This is a genomic window from Sphingomonas sp. LaA6.9 (assembly GCF_022601895.1).
In the GTDB taxonomy this organism is placed as follows: Bacteria; Pseudomonadota; Alphaproteobacteria; order Sphingomonadales; family Sphingomonadaceae; genus Sphingobium_A.
In genome coordinates, this window is record NZ_JAKVIO010000010.1 from 59,181 (window position 1) to 75,540 (window position 16,360).

Annotated in this window: 18 protein-coding genes; 9 read left to right on the plus strand and 9 right to left on the minus strand. The window is 63.9% G+C overall.

Translation table 11 applies throughout. The annotated features are described in order from the left end of the window. Positions 1 to 57: 57 nt before the first annotated feature. On the plus strand, positions 58 to 336 hold the full coding sequence (locus MKI88_RS07590; RefSeq protein WP_241630434.1) for an ETC complex I subunit: 279 nt from the start codon (positions 58 to 60) through the stop codon (positions 334 to 336). Between the two features lie 43 nt (positions 337 to 379). Here the strand turns inward: MKI88_RS07590 and MKI88_RS07595 are convergent, their stop codons facing one another. Both MKI88_RS07595 and panC read right to left on the minus strand, forming a co-directional pair. After that, positions 380 to 676 carry a hypothetical protein gene (locus MKI88_RS07595; RefSeq protein ID WP_241630435.1) on the minus strand — a complete coding sequence of 99 codons (297 nt, stop codon included), beginning with the start codon at positions 674 to 676 and terminating at the stop codon, positions 380 to 382. Between the two features lie 119 nt (positions 677 to 795). After that, the gene (gene panC / locus MKI88_RS07600; RefSeq protein ID WP_241630436.1) at positions 796 to 1,635 is read right to left on the minus strand and encodes a pantoate--beta-alanine ligase; all 840 of its coding nucleotides are present in this window, start codon (positions 1,633 to 1,635) and stop codon (positions 796 to 798) included. A 78-nt stretch (positions 1,636 to 1,713) separates the two neighbouring features. Between panC and MKI88_RS07605 the strand changes: the two genes are divergently transcribed. The 3 genes from MKI88_RS07605 to pgmG are packed head-to-tail and all read left to right on the plus strand — an operon-like array spanning position 1,714 to position 4,172. Then, positions 1,714 to 2,499, plus strand: coding sequence for a division plane positioning ATPase MipZ (locus tag MKI88_RS07605; protein ID WP_241630437.1), 786 nt, complete (start codon positions 1,714 to 1,716; stop codon positions 2,497 to 2,499). Further along, entirely contained in the window at positions 2,499 to 2,774 is a 276-nt protein-coding gene (locus MKI88_RS07610; RefSeq protein WP_241630438.1) for a DnaJ domain-containing protein, read from the plus strand. The genes MKI88_RS07605 and MKI88_RS07610 overlap by 1 nt, the downstream gene beginning before the upstream one ends. Before the next feature lie 15 nt (positions 2,775 to 2,789). Then, complete coding sequence (pgmG, locus tag MKI88_RS07615; RefSeq protein ID WP_241630439.1) at positions 2,790 to 4,172, plus strand: phosphoglucomutase/phosphomannomutase PgmG; 1,383 nt, start codon at positions 2,790 to 2,792, stop codon at positions 4,170 to 4,172. A 258-nt stretch (positions 4,173 to 4,430) separates the two neighbouring features. Here the strand turns inward: pgmG and MKI88_RS07620 are convergent, their stop codons facing one another. Next, positions 4,431 to 5,258 (minus strand): LytTR family DNA-binding domain-containing protein, encoded by an 828-nt coding sequence (locus MKI88_RS07620; RefSeq protein WP_241630440.1) that lies wholly within the window; start codon positions 5,256 to 5,258, stop codon positions 4,431 to 4,433. Between the two features lie 67 nt (positions 5,259 to 5,325). On the opposite strand from MKI88_RS07620, the gene MKI88_RS07625 reads away from it, so the two are divergent. Next, the gene (locus MKI88_RS07625; RefSeq protein ID WP_241630441.1) at positions 5,326 to 5,784 is read left to right on the plus strand and encodes a hypothetical protein; all 459 of its coding nucleotides are present in this window, start codon (positions 5,326 to 5,328) and stop codon (positions 5,782 to 5,784) included. Positions 5,785 to 6,474: 690 nt separating this feature from the next. Here the strand turns inward: MKI88_RS07625 and MKI88_RS07630 are convergent. After that, positions 6,475 to 7,473, minus strand: coding sequence for a ligase-associated DNA damage response exonuclease (locus tag MKI88_RS07630; protein ID WP_241630442.1), 999 nt, complete (start codon positions 7,471 to 7,473; stop codon positions 6,475 to 6,477). Positions 7,474 to 7,479: 6 nt separating this feature from the next. After that, on the minus strand, positions 7,480 to 7,917 hold the full coding sequence (locus MKI88_RS07635) for a hypothetical protein (RefSeq protein WP_241630443.1): 438 nt from the start codon (positions 7,915 to 7,917) through the stop codon (positions 7,480 to 7,482). 144 nt (positions 7,918 to 8,061) lie between these two features. Between MKI88_RS07635 and MKI88_RS07640 the strand changes: the two genes are divergently transcribed. The 4 genes from MKI88_RS07640 (at position 8,062) to pdeM (ending at position 12,768) form a co-directional block, all read left to right on the plus strand. Next, positions 8,062 to 10,470 (plus strand): ligase-associated DNA damage response DEXH box helicase, encoded by a 2,409-nt coding sequence (locus MKI88_RS07640; protein ID WP_241630444.1) that lies wholly within the window; start codon positions 8,062 to 8,064, stop codon positions 10,468 to 10,470. A gap of 135 nt (positions 10,471 to 10,605) precedes the next feature. Further along, complete coding sequence (locus tag MKI88_RS07645; protein WP_241630445.1) at positions 10,606 to 11,586, plus strand: retroviral-like aspartic protease family protein; 981 nt, start codon at positions 10,606 to 10,608, stop codon at positions 11,584 to 11,586. Further along, entirely contained in the window at positions 11,586 to 12,065 is a 480-nt protein-coding gene (locus MKI88_RS07650) for an MgtC/SapB family protein (protein ID WP_241630447.1), read from the plus strand. Before MKI88_RS07645 ends, MKI88_RS07650 begins: the two co-directional genes overlap by 1 nt. A 40-nt stretch (positions 12,066 to 12,105) precedes the next feature. After that, positions 12,106 to 12,768, plus strand: a complete 663-nt coding sequence (gene pdeM, locus MKI88_RS07655) for a ligase-associated DNA damage response endonuclease PdeM (RefSeq protein ID WP_241630449.1) — start codon at positions 12,106 to 12,108, stop codon at positions 12,766 to 12,768. A gap of 221 nt (positions 12,769 to 12,989) precedes the next feature. Here the strand turns inward: pdeM and MKI88_RS07660 are convergent, their stop codons facing one another. From MKI88_RS07660 to MKI88_RS07675, 4 genes are all read right to left on the minus strand, one after another. Next, complete coding sequence (locus tag MKI88_RS07660; RefSeq protein WP_241630451.1) at positions 12,990 to 14,012, minus strand: bestrophin family protein; 1,023 nt, start codon at positions 14,010 to 14,012, stop codon at positions 12,990 to 12,992. Positions 14,013 to 14,057: 45 nt separating this feature from the next. Then, entirely contained in the window at positions 14,058 to 14,735 is a 678-nt protein-coding gene (gene msrA / locus MKI88_RS07665; protein WP_407073315.1) for a peptide-methionine (S)-S-oxide reductase MsrA, read from the minus strand. Between the two features lie 78 nt (positions 14,736 to 14,813). After that, positions 14,814 to 14,957, minus strand: coding sequence for a hypothetical protein (locus MKI88_RS07670; RefSeq protein ID WP_241630498.1), 144 nt, complete (start codon positions 14,955 to 14,957; stop codon positions 14,814 to 14,816). A gap of 141 nt (positions 14,958 to 15,098) precedes the next feature. After that, positions 15,099 to 16,301, minus strand: a complete 1,203-nt coding sequence (locus MKI88_RS07675; RefSeq protein WP_241630453.1) for a pyridoxal phosphate-dependent aminotransferase — start codon at positions 16,299 to 16,301, stop codon at positions 15,099 to 15,101. Positions 16,302 to 16,360 lie beyond the last annotated feature (59 nt).

The following is a 16,360-nucleotide window of genomic DNA, read 5'->3' on the forward strand; positions in this document are numbered from 1 at the left end:
TTGACGACTCTGCCGCGCTTCGGGCACTGGACGGGCGCTGAAATCAGGGAAACGGACATGGCCGCGCGTATCTACCAGACCCCCAAGAATGCGATGCAGTCGGGCAGGGCGCTCACGAATCGCTGGGTGCTGGAATTCGAGCCCGCAGAGGCCAAGCGCGCCGATCCGCTGATGGGCTGGGCAGGCTCGGGCGACACGCGCGAGCAGGTGAAGCTGTATTTCGCCGACGCCGATGCTGCGAAGGCTTATGCCGAGCGCCAGGGCATCGGGTATCATGTCGTCGCCGCGCCCGAGCGCAAGCTCAAGCTTCAGGCGTACGCCGACAACTTCCGCTAAGCGGCCTCAGGCCGCGGCGCGGCCGGTTTCCTGCAACCAGGCCTCAGGCCGCGGCGCGGCCGGTGTCCTGTAGCCATGAACGCGCCTGACGCTGCGCCTCGGCGATTTCCCAGCCGCTCATTTCGTGCGCGATCTCGGCGCGGCATTCCTGCCCGCGCACATTGCCCTTCAGCGCGGCAAGGTTGAACCATTTGTGCGCCTGGATCAGATCGACTTCGACCCCGCCGGTTCCCGATGAATAGGCGATGCCAAGATCGAAACATGCCTTCGAGTCGCCGCGGACCGCATCGCGCATCCGGCTTTCGGTCAGCAAGGCCTCGCTGCTAAGACTATGAGCCATTTCCCCAACCCCCATTTGACACTTCTGTCACTGGGAGCTTCGGCGAGAGGGTTTAAAAAAGTGGTTAACGCAAATCAGCTTTGATTTGTGTCCAGTTCAATAACCATGTTTTCAATGAGTTACTCGACAGGCAAATTGTCGATCAGCCGCGTGCGCCCGATTCGCGCGGCCGCAAGAAGCCGTGCGGGTCGATCAAATGCCGACAGTGGCACGAGTGTTTCGGCATCGTGGAGTGCTACATAGTCGATCGGATCGAAACCTGCCTTGGCGAGCATTGCCCTGGCCTTGGTCAGCGCCTCGTCAACGTCTCCGCCCGCCGCGATGGCGCGTGCCGCCTCACCGAGTGCGCGGGGAAGCGCGCGCGCGGCCTCGCGCTCCTCGGGCGACAGATAGACATTGCGCGATGACAGCGCGAGCCCGTCTTCCTCGCGCTGGGTAGGCACGCCTTCGATCTCGATGCGGAAATTGAGGTCGGCGACCATGCGGCGGATGACCGCGAGCTGCTGGTAGTCCTTTTCGCCGAACAGCGCGATGTCGGGCTGGACCTGGTTGAAGAGCTTCGAGACGACCGTGGCGACGCCGTCGAAATGCCCCGGGCGCGCGGCGCCGTCGAGGTGCTCGCTCACGCCCGATACCGAAATATTGGTGGCATAGCCTTCGGGGTACATGACCTCGACCGGGGGCAGCCACAAAAGCGCACAGCCCGCCGCTTCGAGCAGTGCGGCATCCGCATTTTCCTTGCGCGGATAGGCGTCGAAATCCTCATTGGGGCCGAACTGCTTGGGATTGACGAAGATCGATGCGACGACTCGGTCCGCCCTGGCTTTCGCGGCCTCGATCAGCGCCAGATGCCCCGCATGCAGCGCGCCCATGGTCGGCACCAGCGCAATGCGGTGCCCTTCCGCCTTGAATGCGTCTATTGCTGCCCTCAGAGAGTCGAGATCACGGACCGTTTGCACGCTGCCTTTGCCTCCGATATTGCCGGAGGGCTGCTCTTAGGGGGGCAAGGTTGCATTTTAAAGGGGCGGAAATTCTGCATGGCGGTCAATGGCGTTCATCTGATTGTGTTCGCGAACGAAAAGGGCGGAAGCGGTAAATCCACCAGCGCCGTCCATACCGCGATCGGGCTCGCAAAAGCGGGGCGGCGCGTGGCGGCGCTCGATCTCGACGGTCGGCAAAAGACGCTGGCACGATACCTGGAGAATCGGCAGGACACCGCAAAGCGGCACCTGCTCGGGCTCGACATCCCTGCGTTCGACGTGGTGAGCGACGGCAGCCCCGACACCTTCGAGACCAAGCTCGACACGCTGACGCGCGGCGTCGAATTCCTCGTCATCGACACGCCGGGCCGCGACGATCCGCTCGCACGCGCCGCGGCGAGCAGGGCGGATACGCTGGTCACGCCGATCAACGACAGCTTCATCGACCTCGACCTGATCGGGCAGGTCGATTCGGAAACCTACAAGGTCAAGCGGCCGAGCTTCTACGCCGAGATGGTGTGGGATGCGCGCAAGGCGCGCGCCAAGGCCGATGGCGGCACCGTCGACTGGGTGGTCCTGCGCAACCGCCTCCAGCACGTCGAGGCGCGCAACATGCGCCGCGTCGGCGACGCGCTGGCGGAACTTTCGAAGCGCGTCGGCTTCCGCGTCATTCCCGGGCTCGGCGAGCGCGTGATCTACCGCGAACTTTTCCCCAAGGGGGTTACGCTGCTCGACCTGCAGGAGCTCGGCGAACTCGGCATCAGCCATATCGCAGCGCGGCAGGAACTGCGCGAGATGATCTCGGGGCTGGCGCTTCCCGAAGCGACCGCGAACGCCGCCTGATGGCAAAGCTGATCCTCCTTCTCGGGATCGTCGCGATCATCTGGCTCTGGTGGAAGGGGCACAAGGCCGGCCCCGCCATGTCGCCAGAGGAGGCGCGACTGTTGCTGGGTGTCCAGCCGGGCGCGGCGCCCGACGAGATTCGCGCGGCGCATCGCCGGATCATCGCGCGCGTCCACCCCGACGCAGGGGGCAGCGAGGAGCTTGCGAGAAAAATTAATGCGGCGCGTGACCTGTTGCTCAAGTCGGGCGTTCAGGCACCGTCCCAAACCGACTGAACCACGGAGCCTTTGATGAGCCATGTTTTCGACCCGACGACGCTGCGCGAATATGACATTCGCGGAATTGTCGGAAAGACGCTGCACAAGGACGACGCTTATGCCATCGGGCGCGGCTTCGGCACGCTTGTCCGCCGCGCCGGCGGCACCCGCGTCGCGGTCGGTTATGACGGCCGCGAATCCTCGCCGATGCTCGAGGCGGCGCTGATCAATGGCCTTACGACAAGCGGCGTCGATGTCGTCCGCGTCGGCCTCGGACCCACGCCGATGCTCTATTATGCCGAGGCCGTGCTAGAGGTTGATGGCGGCATTCAGATAACCGGCAGCCATAATCCCGCCGATTATAACGGCTTCAAGATGGTGCTTCAGCATGCGCCATTTTACGGCGAGGACATCACCCTGATCGGTGCGATGGCTGCGCAAGGCGACTGGCTCGAGGGCGCGGGCACCGTCTCCGACGTGGACATCATGGACGATTATGTCGGGCGGCTGCTCGCGGGCTATGCGGGCGGCGCATACCGGATCGGCTGGGATGCGGGCAATGGCGCCGCGGGCCCGGTGATCGAGAAGCTCGTCAAGCTGCTTCCGGGTGAGCATCATCTGCTGTTCACCGATGTCGACGCGAATTTTCCGAACCATCATCCCGATCCCACCGAGGAAAAGAATCTCGCGCATCTGAAAGCGCTGGTCGCCGAAAAGAAGCTCGATTTCGGCGTGGCTTTCGACGGCGATGGCGACCGGATCGGCGCTATTGACGGCGAAGGCCGCGTGATCTGGGGCGATCAGCTGCTCGGCATTCTCGCTGAACCGGTGCTGAAAGCGGTTCCCGGCGGCACGATCATCGCCGATGTGAAGACCAGCCAGGCGCTTTACGACCGCGTCGCCGAACTGGGCGGCAAGCCGCTGATGTGGAAGACCGGCCATTCGCTGATCAAGGCCAAGATGAAGGAGGTCGATTCGCCGCTGGGGGGCGAGATGAGCGGCCACATCTTCTTCGCGTGGGACTATTACGGCTTTGACGACGCGATCTATGCGGCGGTGCGGCTGATGAGCGCGGTGCGCCAGTCGGGCAAGTCGCTGACCGAAATCAAGGATGCGATGCCCGACATGGTCAACACCCCCGAAATGCGCTTCCAGGTCGATGAGAGCCGCAAGTTCGCGGTGGTCGGCGAAGTGCTCGCGCGACTGAAGGCCGACGGCGCCGAGGTCAACGACACCGATGGCGCGCGCGTGAATACGCCCGATGGCTGGTGGTTGCTGCGCGCGTCGAACACGCAGGACGTGCTCGTGGCTCGCGCCGAGGCGAAGGACGAGGCGGGACTCGAGCGCCTCATGGGCCAGATCGATTCGCAGCTGGCGGCGTCGGGCATCGCACGCGGGCCGCAGGCGGGGCACTAAGTCTGTCGGGATGACATCGGATTATCGGATGATTGCAATTTTTGCATGTCCACCGATGTCATTCGCACTTGCACAATATCATGCTGCAGTGCACATAGAGCGGGCCTTTCAGGCATCCTCTCCTAAAAACTTTCCAGGTCGTCCTTTCAGGGCGGCCTTTTTTTGGCTGAAGTCTGGCCTTGCAGCCTGTGCGCAGAGCCCCCTTCACAACCCGCAACCTGACGGTTCGGCCCGGTAAACCCGGTCGGTTCGATAGAGCTAATCTGTCAAAACTGTCCGCGCGGCCGACAAATATGTCCTGCTGATCGGAACTGCCGTGTCATCAACCAGCCGGGCAATTGCTCGTCCGGGCGATCTTTCCACCGCGCGAACACCGTTTTTGGCGACCCACCAGCTACGGTGCACGCGAAGGCCCAGCCGGGGATCGATGATCGCCGCCGCGTCCGCCAGCCGCATCAGGACCAGTGCCGAGCCGTGGAGAGTATGCACGCGCACGTAATGATCCTCGGCTTCAAGCGCGAGTATGTCCCGGCGCAAAGCAACCGGAAGCTTCGACACGAACTCGGACGGGTATTCGGGAGCGGCGGCTGGCTGTTCCGCGGGTGCGGCCACAGCTATCTGGTCGTCCGGCATCTGGTCGTCCGGAGATATGACGCGGGCAATCAGCAGCTGGACCAGCGCCACGTACGGGAACAAGGCGAGCAGTTGAACGGGACTGAACGTTCTGCCTGGTCGGACCACCCCCATGGCCCACGCCACAAAGAACGTCATGGGCACCGCGGATGCGGCTGCCACTGCGACGATCCGTGTTGCCGTTCTCCTGCCCGGCGAAGTGGAAGGAAGGACTCGCCCCGCGGCAGCAGCGGCTCCAAAGCCGACGAGTGCGATGATCATCCAGAAAGGATATCTCACGGCCGGGCCGAGAGATGTTTGCGATCCGAATGGACCCGTCACGCCAAGCAGCGCGCCAAAAGCGACGGCGCTTAGCGGCCCCCGCCACTTCCCCATCATCCGCCATTCACGCATCGCCAACTGCATCGGTCCACCGGTCACGAAATTGCGGAAGCTATTCACGATTTTCGCCATTGTCGACAGGCATCACGACGCGTCAACCGGCCAGCACAAACGTCCAGATGTTGGCATGGAGAAAACAATGAAACGGATTATCGCTGGTGTGGCATTGGCATTTGCAGCTGTTCCGGCGGCGGCAAGCGAGCCCGTAAACATGCGGTTTGAGTGCGGCGCGGGCGCCGCTACGACAGGCGGCGAGGCCCCGAACCTCCACGGCAACTGGGATTTCCTGATGGATGTCGGGGGAGAGCCCAGTTTCGGCCTTATGTCGATCGGCTTTGTCGGCAACGCCTATGGCGGATCGCTCACGCCGGTGAGGACCGCGCCCGTTGTCGTGCGCACAATCACCCTGACCGGCAACAGCATCCACATGGCTGTCGCCTCGCGCGAGGGCGATGTCCTGTTCGACGGCACGCTCTCGGCCAAGGGCGACCGGATGTGCGGAACCGTTACCTATCATAGCGGCCGCAGCTTCCCGATGGTGGCGCACAAGCGGCCTTCAACGTACCAGTCGCAGCCTCAGGCTCAGCGGGCGCGGTAATCGGCTAAACGGGCGGGCGGCGCCAGACGCGCAGAGCCTCGCCGCGGAACAGGTGGAGAGTACGGCGGCTGATGAGGTGTGGCTGGGTATAGAAGGTGATCAGATTCTGGCTTCGAGCGCGAAATCAACAGCGACGCATTTTTGCGGCTGCCCGATCCGATAGCGCCCGATACCGTCACGCTCTCCATCCCGGCTTGGGCGGGTTCCGACCGCTCACCAGCTGACTTATGTGACGAGCAACAACGAGCGTTGTGGCTACTGCCATAATGTCCGAAAAGTCGTGGTTAGTTGCCGTTCCCGCCGGAGCCCAATAGCCTAGACGCGAGTATCTCGCAGCTTTGTTCTTTTAGGTCGCAGAGCTTGGCTACGGGGAACATTTGCAGCTTGGCGGGATCGCTCCCCACATAAAGCGCGTTCGCATCCGCAGGAAGCCATGGAGCGGTATAGGAGACGCCGGAAGCGAGCTTTTGCGCGTGTGGTGGTCTTGGAACGCCGCTCTTGATGAAATCGGCATACACAGTCGCCTGCGTGTCGTTTTTCAAAGTCGTCGCCGGACCGCACCCGGCGAGAGCGGTACAAACCGACAGCCCAATTACCCTGAACCACCCCATCATGTGGTGAACCTGCCATCTGAACACGACGTCCACAATGTCGGCGCTTCCAGTCCTTCAAACTTATAACTTCGCGCCCCTAATCGTCTTCGTCGTCATAGCCGGCAAGATCGAGCGCGCGCGCCTTGATCTGGTGCGTCTGGCACCAGTGAACGAGTGCATCCTCGCGGCCATGCGTGACCCAGACCTCGCGCGGTGCGATCTCGGTCAGCGTGCGCGTCAGTTCGTCCCAGTCGGCATGGTCCGACAGGATCAGCGGCAGCTCAACCCCGCGCTGCACCGCGCGCTGGCGCACGCGCATCCAGCCCGATGCCATGGCGGTGATCGGATCGGGCAACCGCCGGCTCCAGCGATCGTTGAGCGCGGACGGCGGTGCGATGACGATCGCGCCGCGCATTTCGTCCTTCGAGGCGTCGGTCGCGGGGCGCAACTCTCCCAGTCGCACGCCATGTGCTTCATAGAGGTCGCACAGCGTCTGGAGCGCGCCGTGAATGTAGATCGGATCGGCATGGCCCAGCGCGCGCAGTTCCGCGATCACGCGCTGCGCCTTGCCCAGCGCATAGGCGCCGACGAGAACCGAGCGTTCGGGATTGGCGCGCAGTGCGGCCAGCAGCTTGTCGATCTCGTCATGCGTTTCCGGATGGCGGAAGACGGGCAGCCCAAAGGTCGCCTCGGTGATGAAGACGTCGCATGGCACGGGCTCGAAGGGTGCGCAGGTCGGATCGGGCCTGCGCTTATAGTCGCCCGAGACGACGATCCGCTCGCCGCGATGATCGAGCACGATCTGCGCCGAGCCGAGCACATGACCCGCGGGCGCAAACGTCACGTCAACGCTGCCCATTGCCAGCCGCTCGCCATAGCCGACCGCAATGCCCGGTTGCGCTCCGTAGCGCACCTCCATGATCGCGAGCGTCTCGCGCGTGGCCCACACTTCGCCATGCCCGCCACGCGCGTGATCCGCATGGCCGTGCGTCACGAGCGCGCGCGGCTTTGGGGTCGAAGGGTCTATCCAGATATCGGCGGCGGGCACATAGATGCCCTCCGCATGGGGTTCGATCCAGGATCCGGGCCGCGTCACATCGGCCTATATCGGGTCGCCCCCGGCATTTTCCAGCGCATTGCGCGTGGCGACCCATCCACCTGCCGCGCCCGCCGCGATCTTGGTGCCGTAGGACAGCGCCAGCATGCCCCAGGGAATGCCCACCGGACCGGCGAGCGAGAGCAGTAGCAGGAAGTCGATCACCGTATAGGCGATACCGACCATTGCACCCGCGCGCGCGCCTTCGCCCGCGTCCATGTCGCGCGCCATGAGCCAGCCCATGCAAAACAGGATGGGCAGACCCGTCACGACCGCGATCAGCGGCGCCGATCGAATCGCATAATCCTCGTAGAAGGCCAGTTCCTGTCCGGGTGCGATCACCGCCGAATAGAGCGCCACCCACACGATGGTGAAGAGAACGCCAAGTAGCATCGCCGCGATGGCGAGCACGATGGCACGAAGGACTTGTCGACCCGTCAGCATGGCGCTTGTCTAGAGCCTGATCGGTTGAGGAGGAAGCATTTTGTGCTTCCGCCGATGCCGTGAATCAGGCTCTCGTCGGGCATGCCGTGCGATATGGACAAGCGGCGCTATCGTCTTTCGCCGTCACGATTATAGTGGCGCGCGATGACGCCCCTGCCGCCCGCGCTGACAAAGTGGTTTACCACGCGCGGCTGGGCGCCGCGGCGGCACCAGATCGCAATGCTCGATGCCGCGCGCGCGGGACGGCATGCATTGCTCGTGGCGCCGACGGGGGCGGGCAAGACGCTCGCCGGCTTCCTGCCGACGCTCGTCGATCTGATCGAGGCCCCGACCGAGGGGCTCCACACCCTCTATGTCTCGCCGCTCAAGGCGCTTGCGGTCGACGTGCAGCGCAACCTGCTCAATCCGATCGGCGAGATGGACCTCGACATTCGCGTCGAGACACGCACCGGCGACACTCCCGCCGACCGCAAGGCGCGCCAGCGCGTGCGACCGCCGCAGATCCTGCTGACCACGCCCGAATCCCTGAGCCTGTTGCTGAGCTATCCCGACAGCTTCCTGATGTTCGAAGGGCTGAAGACCGTCGTCATCGACGAAGTTCACGCCTTCGCCACGCAGAAGCGCGGCGACCTTCTCTCGCTCTCGCTGTCCCGGCTTCAGGCGATCGCGCCCGCCATGCGCCGCGTGGCGCTTTCGGCGACGGTCGCCGATCCCGACGGCTATCGCGGCTGGCTGGCGCCCCATGGCGATATCGACATGGTGGCCAGGGTCACCGGCGATCCCGGCGCCGAGCCCGATATCTCGATCCTCCTGCCCGAGGACCGCGTGCCCTGGTCGGGTCATTCGGGGCGCTACGCTGCCGAACAGGTCATGGCCGAGATCGAGACGCACCGGACCACGCTCGTCTTCTGCAACACGCGCTCGCTCGCCGAGCTGATCTTTCAGGATCTGTGGAAGGTCAACGAGATGAAGCTGCCGGTTGGCATCCACCACGGTTCGCTCAGCCGCGAAGCGCGGCCCAAGGTCGAGGCGGCGATGGCCGACGGCAAGCTGCGCGCGCTTGTCGCGACCGCGAGCCTCGACCTTGGCGTGGACTGGGGGGATGTCGACTGCGTGATCCAGATGGGCGCGCCCAAGGGATCGTCACGCCTGCTCCAGCGCATCGGGCGCGCCAACCACAGGCTTGATGAGCCGAGCGAGGCGGTGCTCGTGCCCGGCAACCGCTTCGAATATCTCGAGGCGCGCGCGGCGCTTGACGCGGTCGAGGCGGGGGAACTCGATACCGATGTTTTCCGCCCCGGCGCGCTCGACGTGCTCGCGCAGCATCTCATGGGGTGCGCCTGCGCCGCGCCCTTCGATCAGGATGCCATGCTGGACGAGGTGCGTTCGGCGCTGCCCTATTCGGCGCTCGACGCCGAGACGTTCAGCCGCGTGCTCCATTTCGTCGAAAATGGCGGCTATGCGCTCAGGGCCTATGACCGGTTCCGGCGGCTCGCCCATGCGCCCGATGGCCAATGGCGCGTCACCCATCCCGATTTCGTCAAGCAGCACCGGCTCAATGCGGGGATTATCGTCGATGCGCCCTTACTCGACGTACGCTTCAGGAACGGGCGCAAGCTGGGCACGGTCGAGGAGAATTTCGCGGCCTCGCTTTCGACGGGCGACACCTTCTTCTTCTCCGGCCTCAGCCTCGAGGTCGAGAAGATCGACCAGACCGATCTGATCGTGCGCGCCACCACACGGCCCGCGCGTGTACCGACCTATATGGGCGCACGCATGCCGATCTCGACCAACCTCGCCGCGCGCGTGCAGGCGCTGATCCATGACCGCGACGAATGGGCACGGTTTCCCGCCGATGTGCGCGAATGGCTCGAAATCCAGGACCATCGTTCGCGGCTCCCCGAACCCGGGCGCCTGCTCGTCGAAACCTTCCCGCATGAGGGGCGGCATTACATGGTCGCCTACAGCTTCGAGGGCTGGAACGCCCACCAGTCGCTCGGCATGCTCATCACGCGGCGGATGGAGAGTCAGGGGCTCAAGCCCATCGGCTTTGTCGCCAGTGATTATGCGCTCGCCACCTTCAGCCTCGAGCGCGTGACCGACCCGCAAGGCCTGTTCTCGCCCGACATTCTCGAAGACGAGTTCGTCGAGTGGGTGCAGGGATCGCACCTGCTGAAGCGCGCCTTTCGCGAGGTTGCGGTGATCGGCGGCCTCGTCGAGCGCCAGCACCCCGGCAAGAGGAAGACCGGGCGGCAGGTGACCTTCTCGACCGACCTGATCTATGACGTGCTCCTGAAATACGAGCCCGACCATCTGCTGCTCAAGGCCGCCTGGGCCGATGCGCGCGCCAGGATGACCGATGTCGGACGCCTCGCCGACCTGCTCGAGCGCGCCGCCGACACGATGGTGCATGTCGATCTTGATCGCATCACGCCGCTCGCGGTGCCTGTGCTCGTGCTGATCGGGCGCGAGCATGTCGCGCAGGGCACTGTCGACGATGCGCTGCTGATGGAAGCCGAGCACCTCGCCGCCGAAGCCATGCGGCTGGATTGAAGCGACTGGCGGCGCAGATTTCGACGAAGGCGCGAAATCCGGCGCTCAATGCGGACTCCATGGGCCGTCGCGGCCTTGCCGCCCTGCGGGCAGAGGCGTAGTCTTTGCAAAACCGCCCCTTGGAGAGGGTCCGCCATGCACAAGTTCTCGCTGCTCACGCCTTTGATGCTGGGCGCCATATGGTTCGCCGCCGGGGGCGCAGGCCAACCGCCCGTAACGCCCCCGCCCGCCGACGGGGCGAGCGAGACGGTCGAGATGGGTGAGGACCGCGCCAAACGCATGACCGTGCCCGTCAGCATCGGCAACAAGGGGCCCTATCACTTCGTCGTCGATACCGGCTCCGAGCGCACCGTGATCTCGCGCGAGCTTGCGGGCGAACTCGGGCTCGCCGCGGGGCCCGTCGCGCGGCTGCATTCGATGACGGGTGAAGATGATGTCAGCACCGTCATCATTCCTCAGCTCGGCGTGAACCGCGACAGGATGCACGACGTCCGTGCGCCGGCGCTCTCGCGCGCGGATCTGGGCGCGGTGGGGATGCTCGGGATCGACAGCCTCAGGAAAAACCGCGTGCTGCTCGATTTCCGGCGGCAGACGATGACGATCGTGCCGTCCGAAACCCCGCTGGGGCGCCGCGATCCCGACGAGATCGTCGTCACCGCGAAGAGCCGCTTCGGCCAGCTGATCCTCACCAATGCCGAGGCCAACGGGCATATCGTGAATGCCATTGTCGACACGGGGTCGCAGATCACGATCGGCAACATGGCATTGAAGCGCAAGCTTATGCGCGGATCGCTCCACGGCAAGCCCAAGACCATAGAGCTCATCGGGGTGACCGGCGAGACGATGATGGCCGAATATATGTTCGTCTCCAAAATCAAGATCGGCGGGGTGACGCTGACCAACCTGCCCATTGCTTTCGCCGAGGTGCACCCTTTCGAGAAGCTGGAACTGACGCGCAAGCCCGCGCTGATGCTGGGGATGAACGCGCTCAAGGCCTTCGATCGCGTGTCGGTCGACTTCGCCAACCGCAAGATCCGTTTCCTGCTGCCCGAGGGCGGCCGGCGCGATGACGAGGTCATGCTGGCGATGCGCATACAGGGCCGACCCGGCTCCTGATGCTGATCGCCGACAGCTGGGCCGAACTGTCGCTGCGCATGGGGCTGGCGACGCTGGTCGGCGCGCTGCTCGGACTCGACCGCGAACTGCGCGGAATCGATGCCGGGATACGCACCAATGCGCTGGTTTCGCTCAGCTCGGCAATGGTGATGATCTGTTCGCTGCTGCTCTATGATCAGCTCCATGCGCTCGACGAGACCAACAAGACCGATCCGCTTCGCGTCATTCAGGGCGTCGCGCAGGCGATCGGCTTCATCGCCGCCGGACTGATCTTCGTGCGGCGCAACGACGTTCACAACGTCACCACTGCAGCCAATCTCTGGGTTGCCGCCGCGGTCGGGATCGTTGCGGGGCTTGGCCAGTACAAGCTGCTCGCGATCGGCACCGCGTTCGCCATATTGCTGCTCGTTTCCGAACCGCTGTTCCACCGGCTGCGGCCCGACCATGGTGATCGCGACACTGACGAACCGGCGAAGTGAGGCGCTTGTGCGCGCGGCATGACGCGCGCTACACGGGGACATGGTTCCCTTTTCGTTCGCAGGGCATGAGCTTGCCGCACTTCCCCAGGGCGCACTGTTCTGGCGCGCGCGCAGGGCGCTGCTCGTCGCCGACCTGCATTTCGAAAAGGCGAGCTGGTTCGCCGCGCGTGGCCAGATGCTGCCGCCCTATGACTCGCTGGCGACGCTGTCTGAACTCACAGCGCTTGTGGCGGCAACGGGCGCGCGCGAGGTCTGGTGCCTCGGCGACAGTTTTCATGATGCCGATGGCGGCGCGCGCCTGTCGGGCGATGCGCGCACGGCGCTGCGGCGCCTGACCGACGCGACGTGCTGGACATGGGTGACGGGCAATCACGATCCCGCGATCACGCCCGGCCTTGGCGGCAATGCGGTGGACGAGGCCGAAGTCGATGGGCTGGTGCTGCGCCACGAAGCCGATCCTGCCGATCCGCGCCCCGAGCTTTCGGGGCATTTCCATCCCAAGCTGCGCGTGCGTGTCCGCGGGCGCAGCGTCGCAAGGCGCTGCTTCGTCGCGACGGGCGCCAAGCTGATCCTGCCCGCCTTCGGCGCGCTGACAGGCGGGCTCGACGCGGCGCATCCCGAGATCCTCCGCGCGCTGGGCGGCCCCGCCGAGGCGCTGGTCCCCGTCGAGGACAGGCTGCTGCGTTTCCCGCTCGCGGCGTGACGTGAGACCGGTGCGGGCCAGCGACCCGCAGGCGCAGGAATGACGGCTGGCTCGGGGCGGGGCGCCCGCGCCCTAGAATGGCGTGCGCTAAACCTGACGCGTTACACAGAGTACCCCGGCGAAGGCCGGGGTCCAGGGGCGCAGGCTGCTGTGTGCGTGACTGCTGGGCCCCGGCCTTCGCCGGGGTACTCTGTGCATGATTCCGACTTTGCGCTCGCGCTCTAGAAAAGGATATTGCCTCGCGCTTCGATCGGTTTGAGTTCGGTCTTCTCGCCGAGCATGTTGCGCATCTCGATCTCGATGCGCCGCGCGATGGACGAGATCGGATCATCGTTGGCGCCACCCTCGAACGGATTTGAGGAATTCTCTCCGACTTTTTCCAGCGAAACAAAGACCCATCCGACGACCACGCTGAAAGGGACATTCAACCAGACCGCCCAATGGCCGATTGCGGCAGTTTCTCCCAGTTCCTGGGCGTAGGTAAAGAGACCGAACGGGACAATCGCGACAAAAATAACCAGAAGAAACACGGCGATTGAATAGTAGTTTCTCGCATATGGATAGTTTTTCAACCGCATCAAGCCACCCTGCAATCGAACCATGTCGTCGAGTGCGGAAGACAAACCCATCAGCACAAATTCATTGATCAGATTCTTGTTGTACAGATCGTTGATGGATTCATATTGCCATCGGAGAATCAGTGATAATTTTTCGCCATTATAGGTCATGACCTTCTGGACGTCAGTGTCGGACAAATAGGTCTTCAGTTCATCCTCAAGCGCTGCCCCGCTTTCCGGCGTCGGAAACGCGGCAAGAAATCGGGCATTCCCCCGCTCCGACATATTTTCCCAGGACTTCCTTCCGCGCAGGAAGAAGCGCAGCGCAGTCAGCCAGGCCAAATGGCGATAATATAATTCTTTCAGATCCGGGCCGGGATGCGCGGCATCCAGATTGCCGAGCGCGGACGTCAGCCTGTTGGCGAAGATGAAGCTGTTCGAATTGAGTTGACCGGCAAGCCCAAGGGCTTCGTTGAAGCGCGAATAGCATTGCGCATTCTTGAAGCCGATAATGATTGCCAGCGCCGATCCGATGATCGCGAGAACGGGGGCTGGCATCGTCAGAAAATTCCACTGCGAGACGTGCAGGAACAGTGTGACGAATAGAGACCAGCCGATCAGATAGAGGGCCTCCCGACCCGTCCAACCGACAAATTCGGTGAATTTATACTTCTTGCCGAGATGCATGCGTCAAAGAGTGCGCAGGTTTGCAGCTCTGCGCAAGCGCGTGTTTCAGCGCGCCAGCGAAGGATAGCCCGCGCGGAAGGCCGCGAGCTTGGGCTTGTCCCAGCGGACGATGTAGGGATGGTTCGGATTTCGCGTCATGAAATCCTGATGCCAGGCCTCTGCGGCGTAGAAGCGGCCGCTTTCGATCTTTGTCACGATCGGGCGCGGGAACGCGCGGGCGGCGGTCAGTTGCGCGATATAGGCGCGCGCCACGCGCATCTGGTCGGCATTGACCGGGAAGATCGCGGAGCGATAGCTGGGGCCGCGATCGGGGCCCTGGCGATTGAGCTGGGTGGGATCGTGCACGACCGAGAAGAAGACGCGCAGCAGCGTCGCATAGCTTATCTGCGCAGGATCGTAGACGATCTTCACCGCCTCGGCATGGCCCGTCTTTTCGCCGCTCACCGCGCGGTAATTGGCGGTCTCGGCGGTGCCCCCGGCATAGCCCGAGGTCACGCTCTTCACGCCCTTCACATGCTCGAACACCGCCTCGACGCCCCAGAAACAGCCGCCCGCGAGGATCGCGGTCTGCGCGCCCCTGGCGCCCGTCGCGTCCATTGTCGCGCGCGGGATCGCAACCGCGCGCTCGGCGCTCGCGGGGGCGATCATGATATGGGGCCAGGCAAAGCTGGCCAGCGCCAGCGAAAGCGCGGAAAGCGGAAGGGCTGCCTTTGACAAACGCATCGCTACAACCTCGTTGCCGACGATAGCGCAGATACCGACGAAGGGACGAAAAGGTTACGTACCCGCCCGCAAAAAATTTCAGGCGATGCCCGCTGCCGCCTTGATCGCTTCGACGAATGGCCAGGCATCGGCGGGCTGGAGCGCGACGATCGCAACGGCGCCAATTACGAAGCCGCCGGCGAAACGCTGGAACAGTTCGGACTTGAGCATCGTGATCATCATCTTCTTCCCTTGGCGTTCGCTAGCGCCAAATAGTTACGAATCGTTACGCAGCCCTGGATGCCACCGCGCAAATGACGCCGCAGTGAACGGGATCACAGGCTTTCAGAAAGGTTTTGCGACGCCCCTTGCGTCGCGTGCCTCTCAGCTCAGCGCCGCACAGGCTTCCTGAATGCGCGAACATGCCTCGGTCAGCACGCTTTCCGAGGTCGCATAGCTGACGCGGAAGGCGGGCTCGAGCCCGAAGGCAGCGCCGTGTACGGCCGCAACCCGCGCGTGATCAAGGAAATAATCGATCAACACCGCATCGTTTTCGATCAACTGCCCCGCGGGAGTCTCCTTGCCGATCAGTCCCGACACGTCGGGATAGACATAGAAGGCGCCTTCGGGTGTCGGGCAATGCACGCCGTCGATCTGGTTCAGCATCCCGATCACGAGGTCGCGGCGGCCCTTGAACGCGATGTTGCGCTCCTGAAGGAAGCTCTGGTCGCCATTGAGCGCCGCGGTCGCCGCGGCCTGTGCGATCGAGCAGGGGTTGGAGGTCGACTGCGACTGGAGCTTGGCCATCGCCTTGATCAGCCAGGCGGGGCCGCCCGCAAAGCCGATGCGCCAGCCCGTCATCGCATAGGCCTTGGAACAGCCGTTGACGGTCAGCGTGCGCTCGTAAAGATCGGGCGCGACCTGCGCGATCGTCGTGAATTCGAAATCGTCATAGACGATGTGCTCGTACATATCGTCGGCCATCACCAGCACGTGCGGGTGGCGGCGCAGCACGTCGGCCAATGCTTCCAGCTCGGCGCGCGTATAGGCAGCACCCGACGGGTTGGAGGGCGAATTGAGGATCAGCCATTTGGTCTTCGGCGTGATCGCCGCGTCAAGCTGCGCGGGCGAGATCTTGTAGTTCTGCTCGGCGCCCGCCTTGACGAACACGGGGGTGCCGCCGGCGAAATTGACGATGTCGGGATAGCTCACCCAATAGGGTGCGGGGATGATCACTTCGTCGCCCGGATCGACGCTCGCGACCAGCGCGTTGAACAGCGTGTGCTTGCCGCCGACATTCGCGCTGATCTGCGCGGGCGAATAGTCCAGCCCGTTGTCGCGCCTGAACTTGGCCGCGATCGCGTCCTTCAGTTCGGCGGTGCCGTCGACATTGGTATATTTGGTCTGCCCCTTGCGGATCGCCTCGATTGCGGCGTCCTTGACGAAATCGGGGGTGTCGAAATCGGGCTCGCCCGCGCTCAGCCCGATCACGTCGACGCCCGCGCGTTTCAGCTCGAGCACGCGGCTGGTCATTGCCAGCGTGGCAGAGGGCTGGATGCGGCCGAGCGCGGCGGAAGGCTGAGACATTTTCGGGGCTCCCTGATGGACGCCCGCGTCCTTAGTCCCGCTCGTGCTGCGCCGCAACG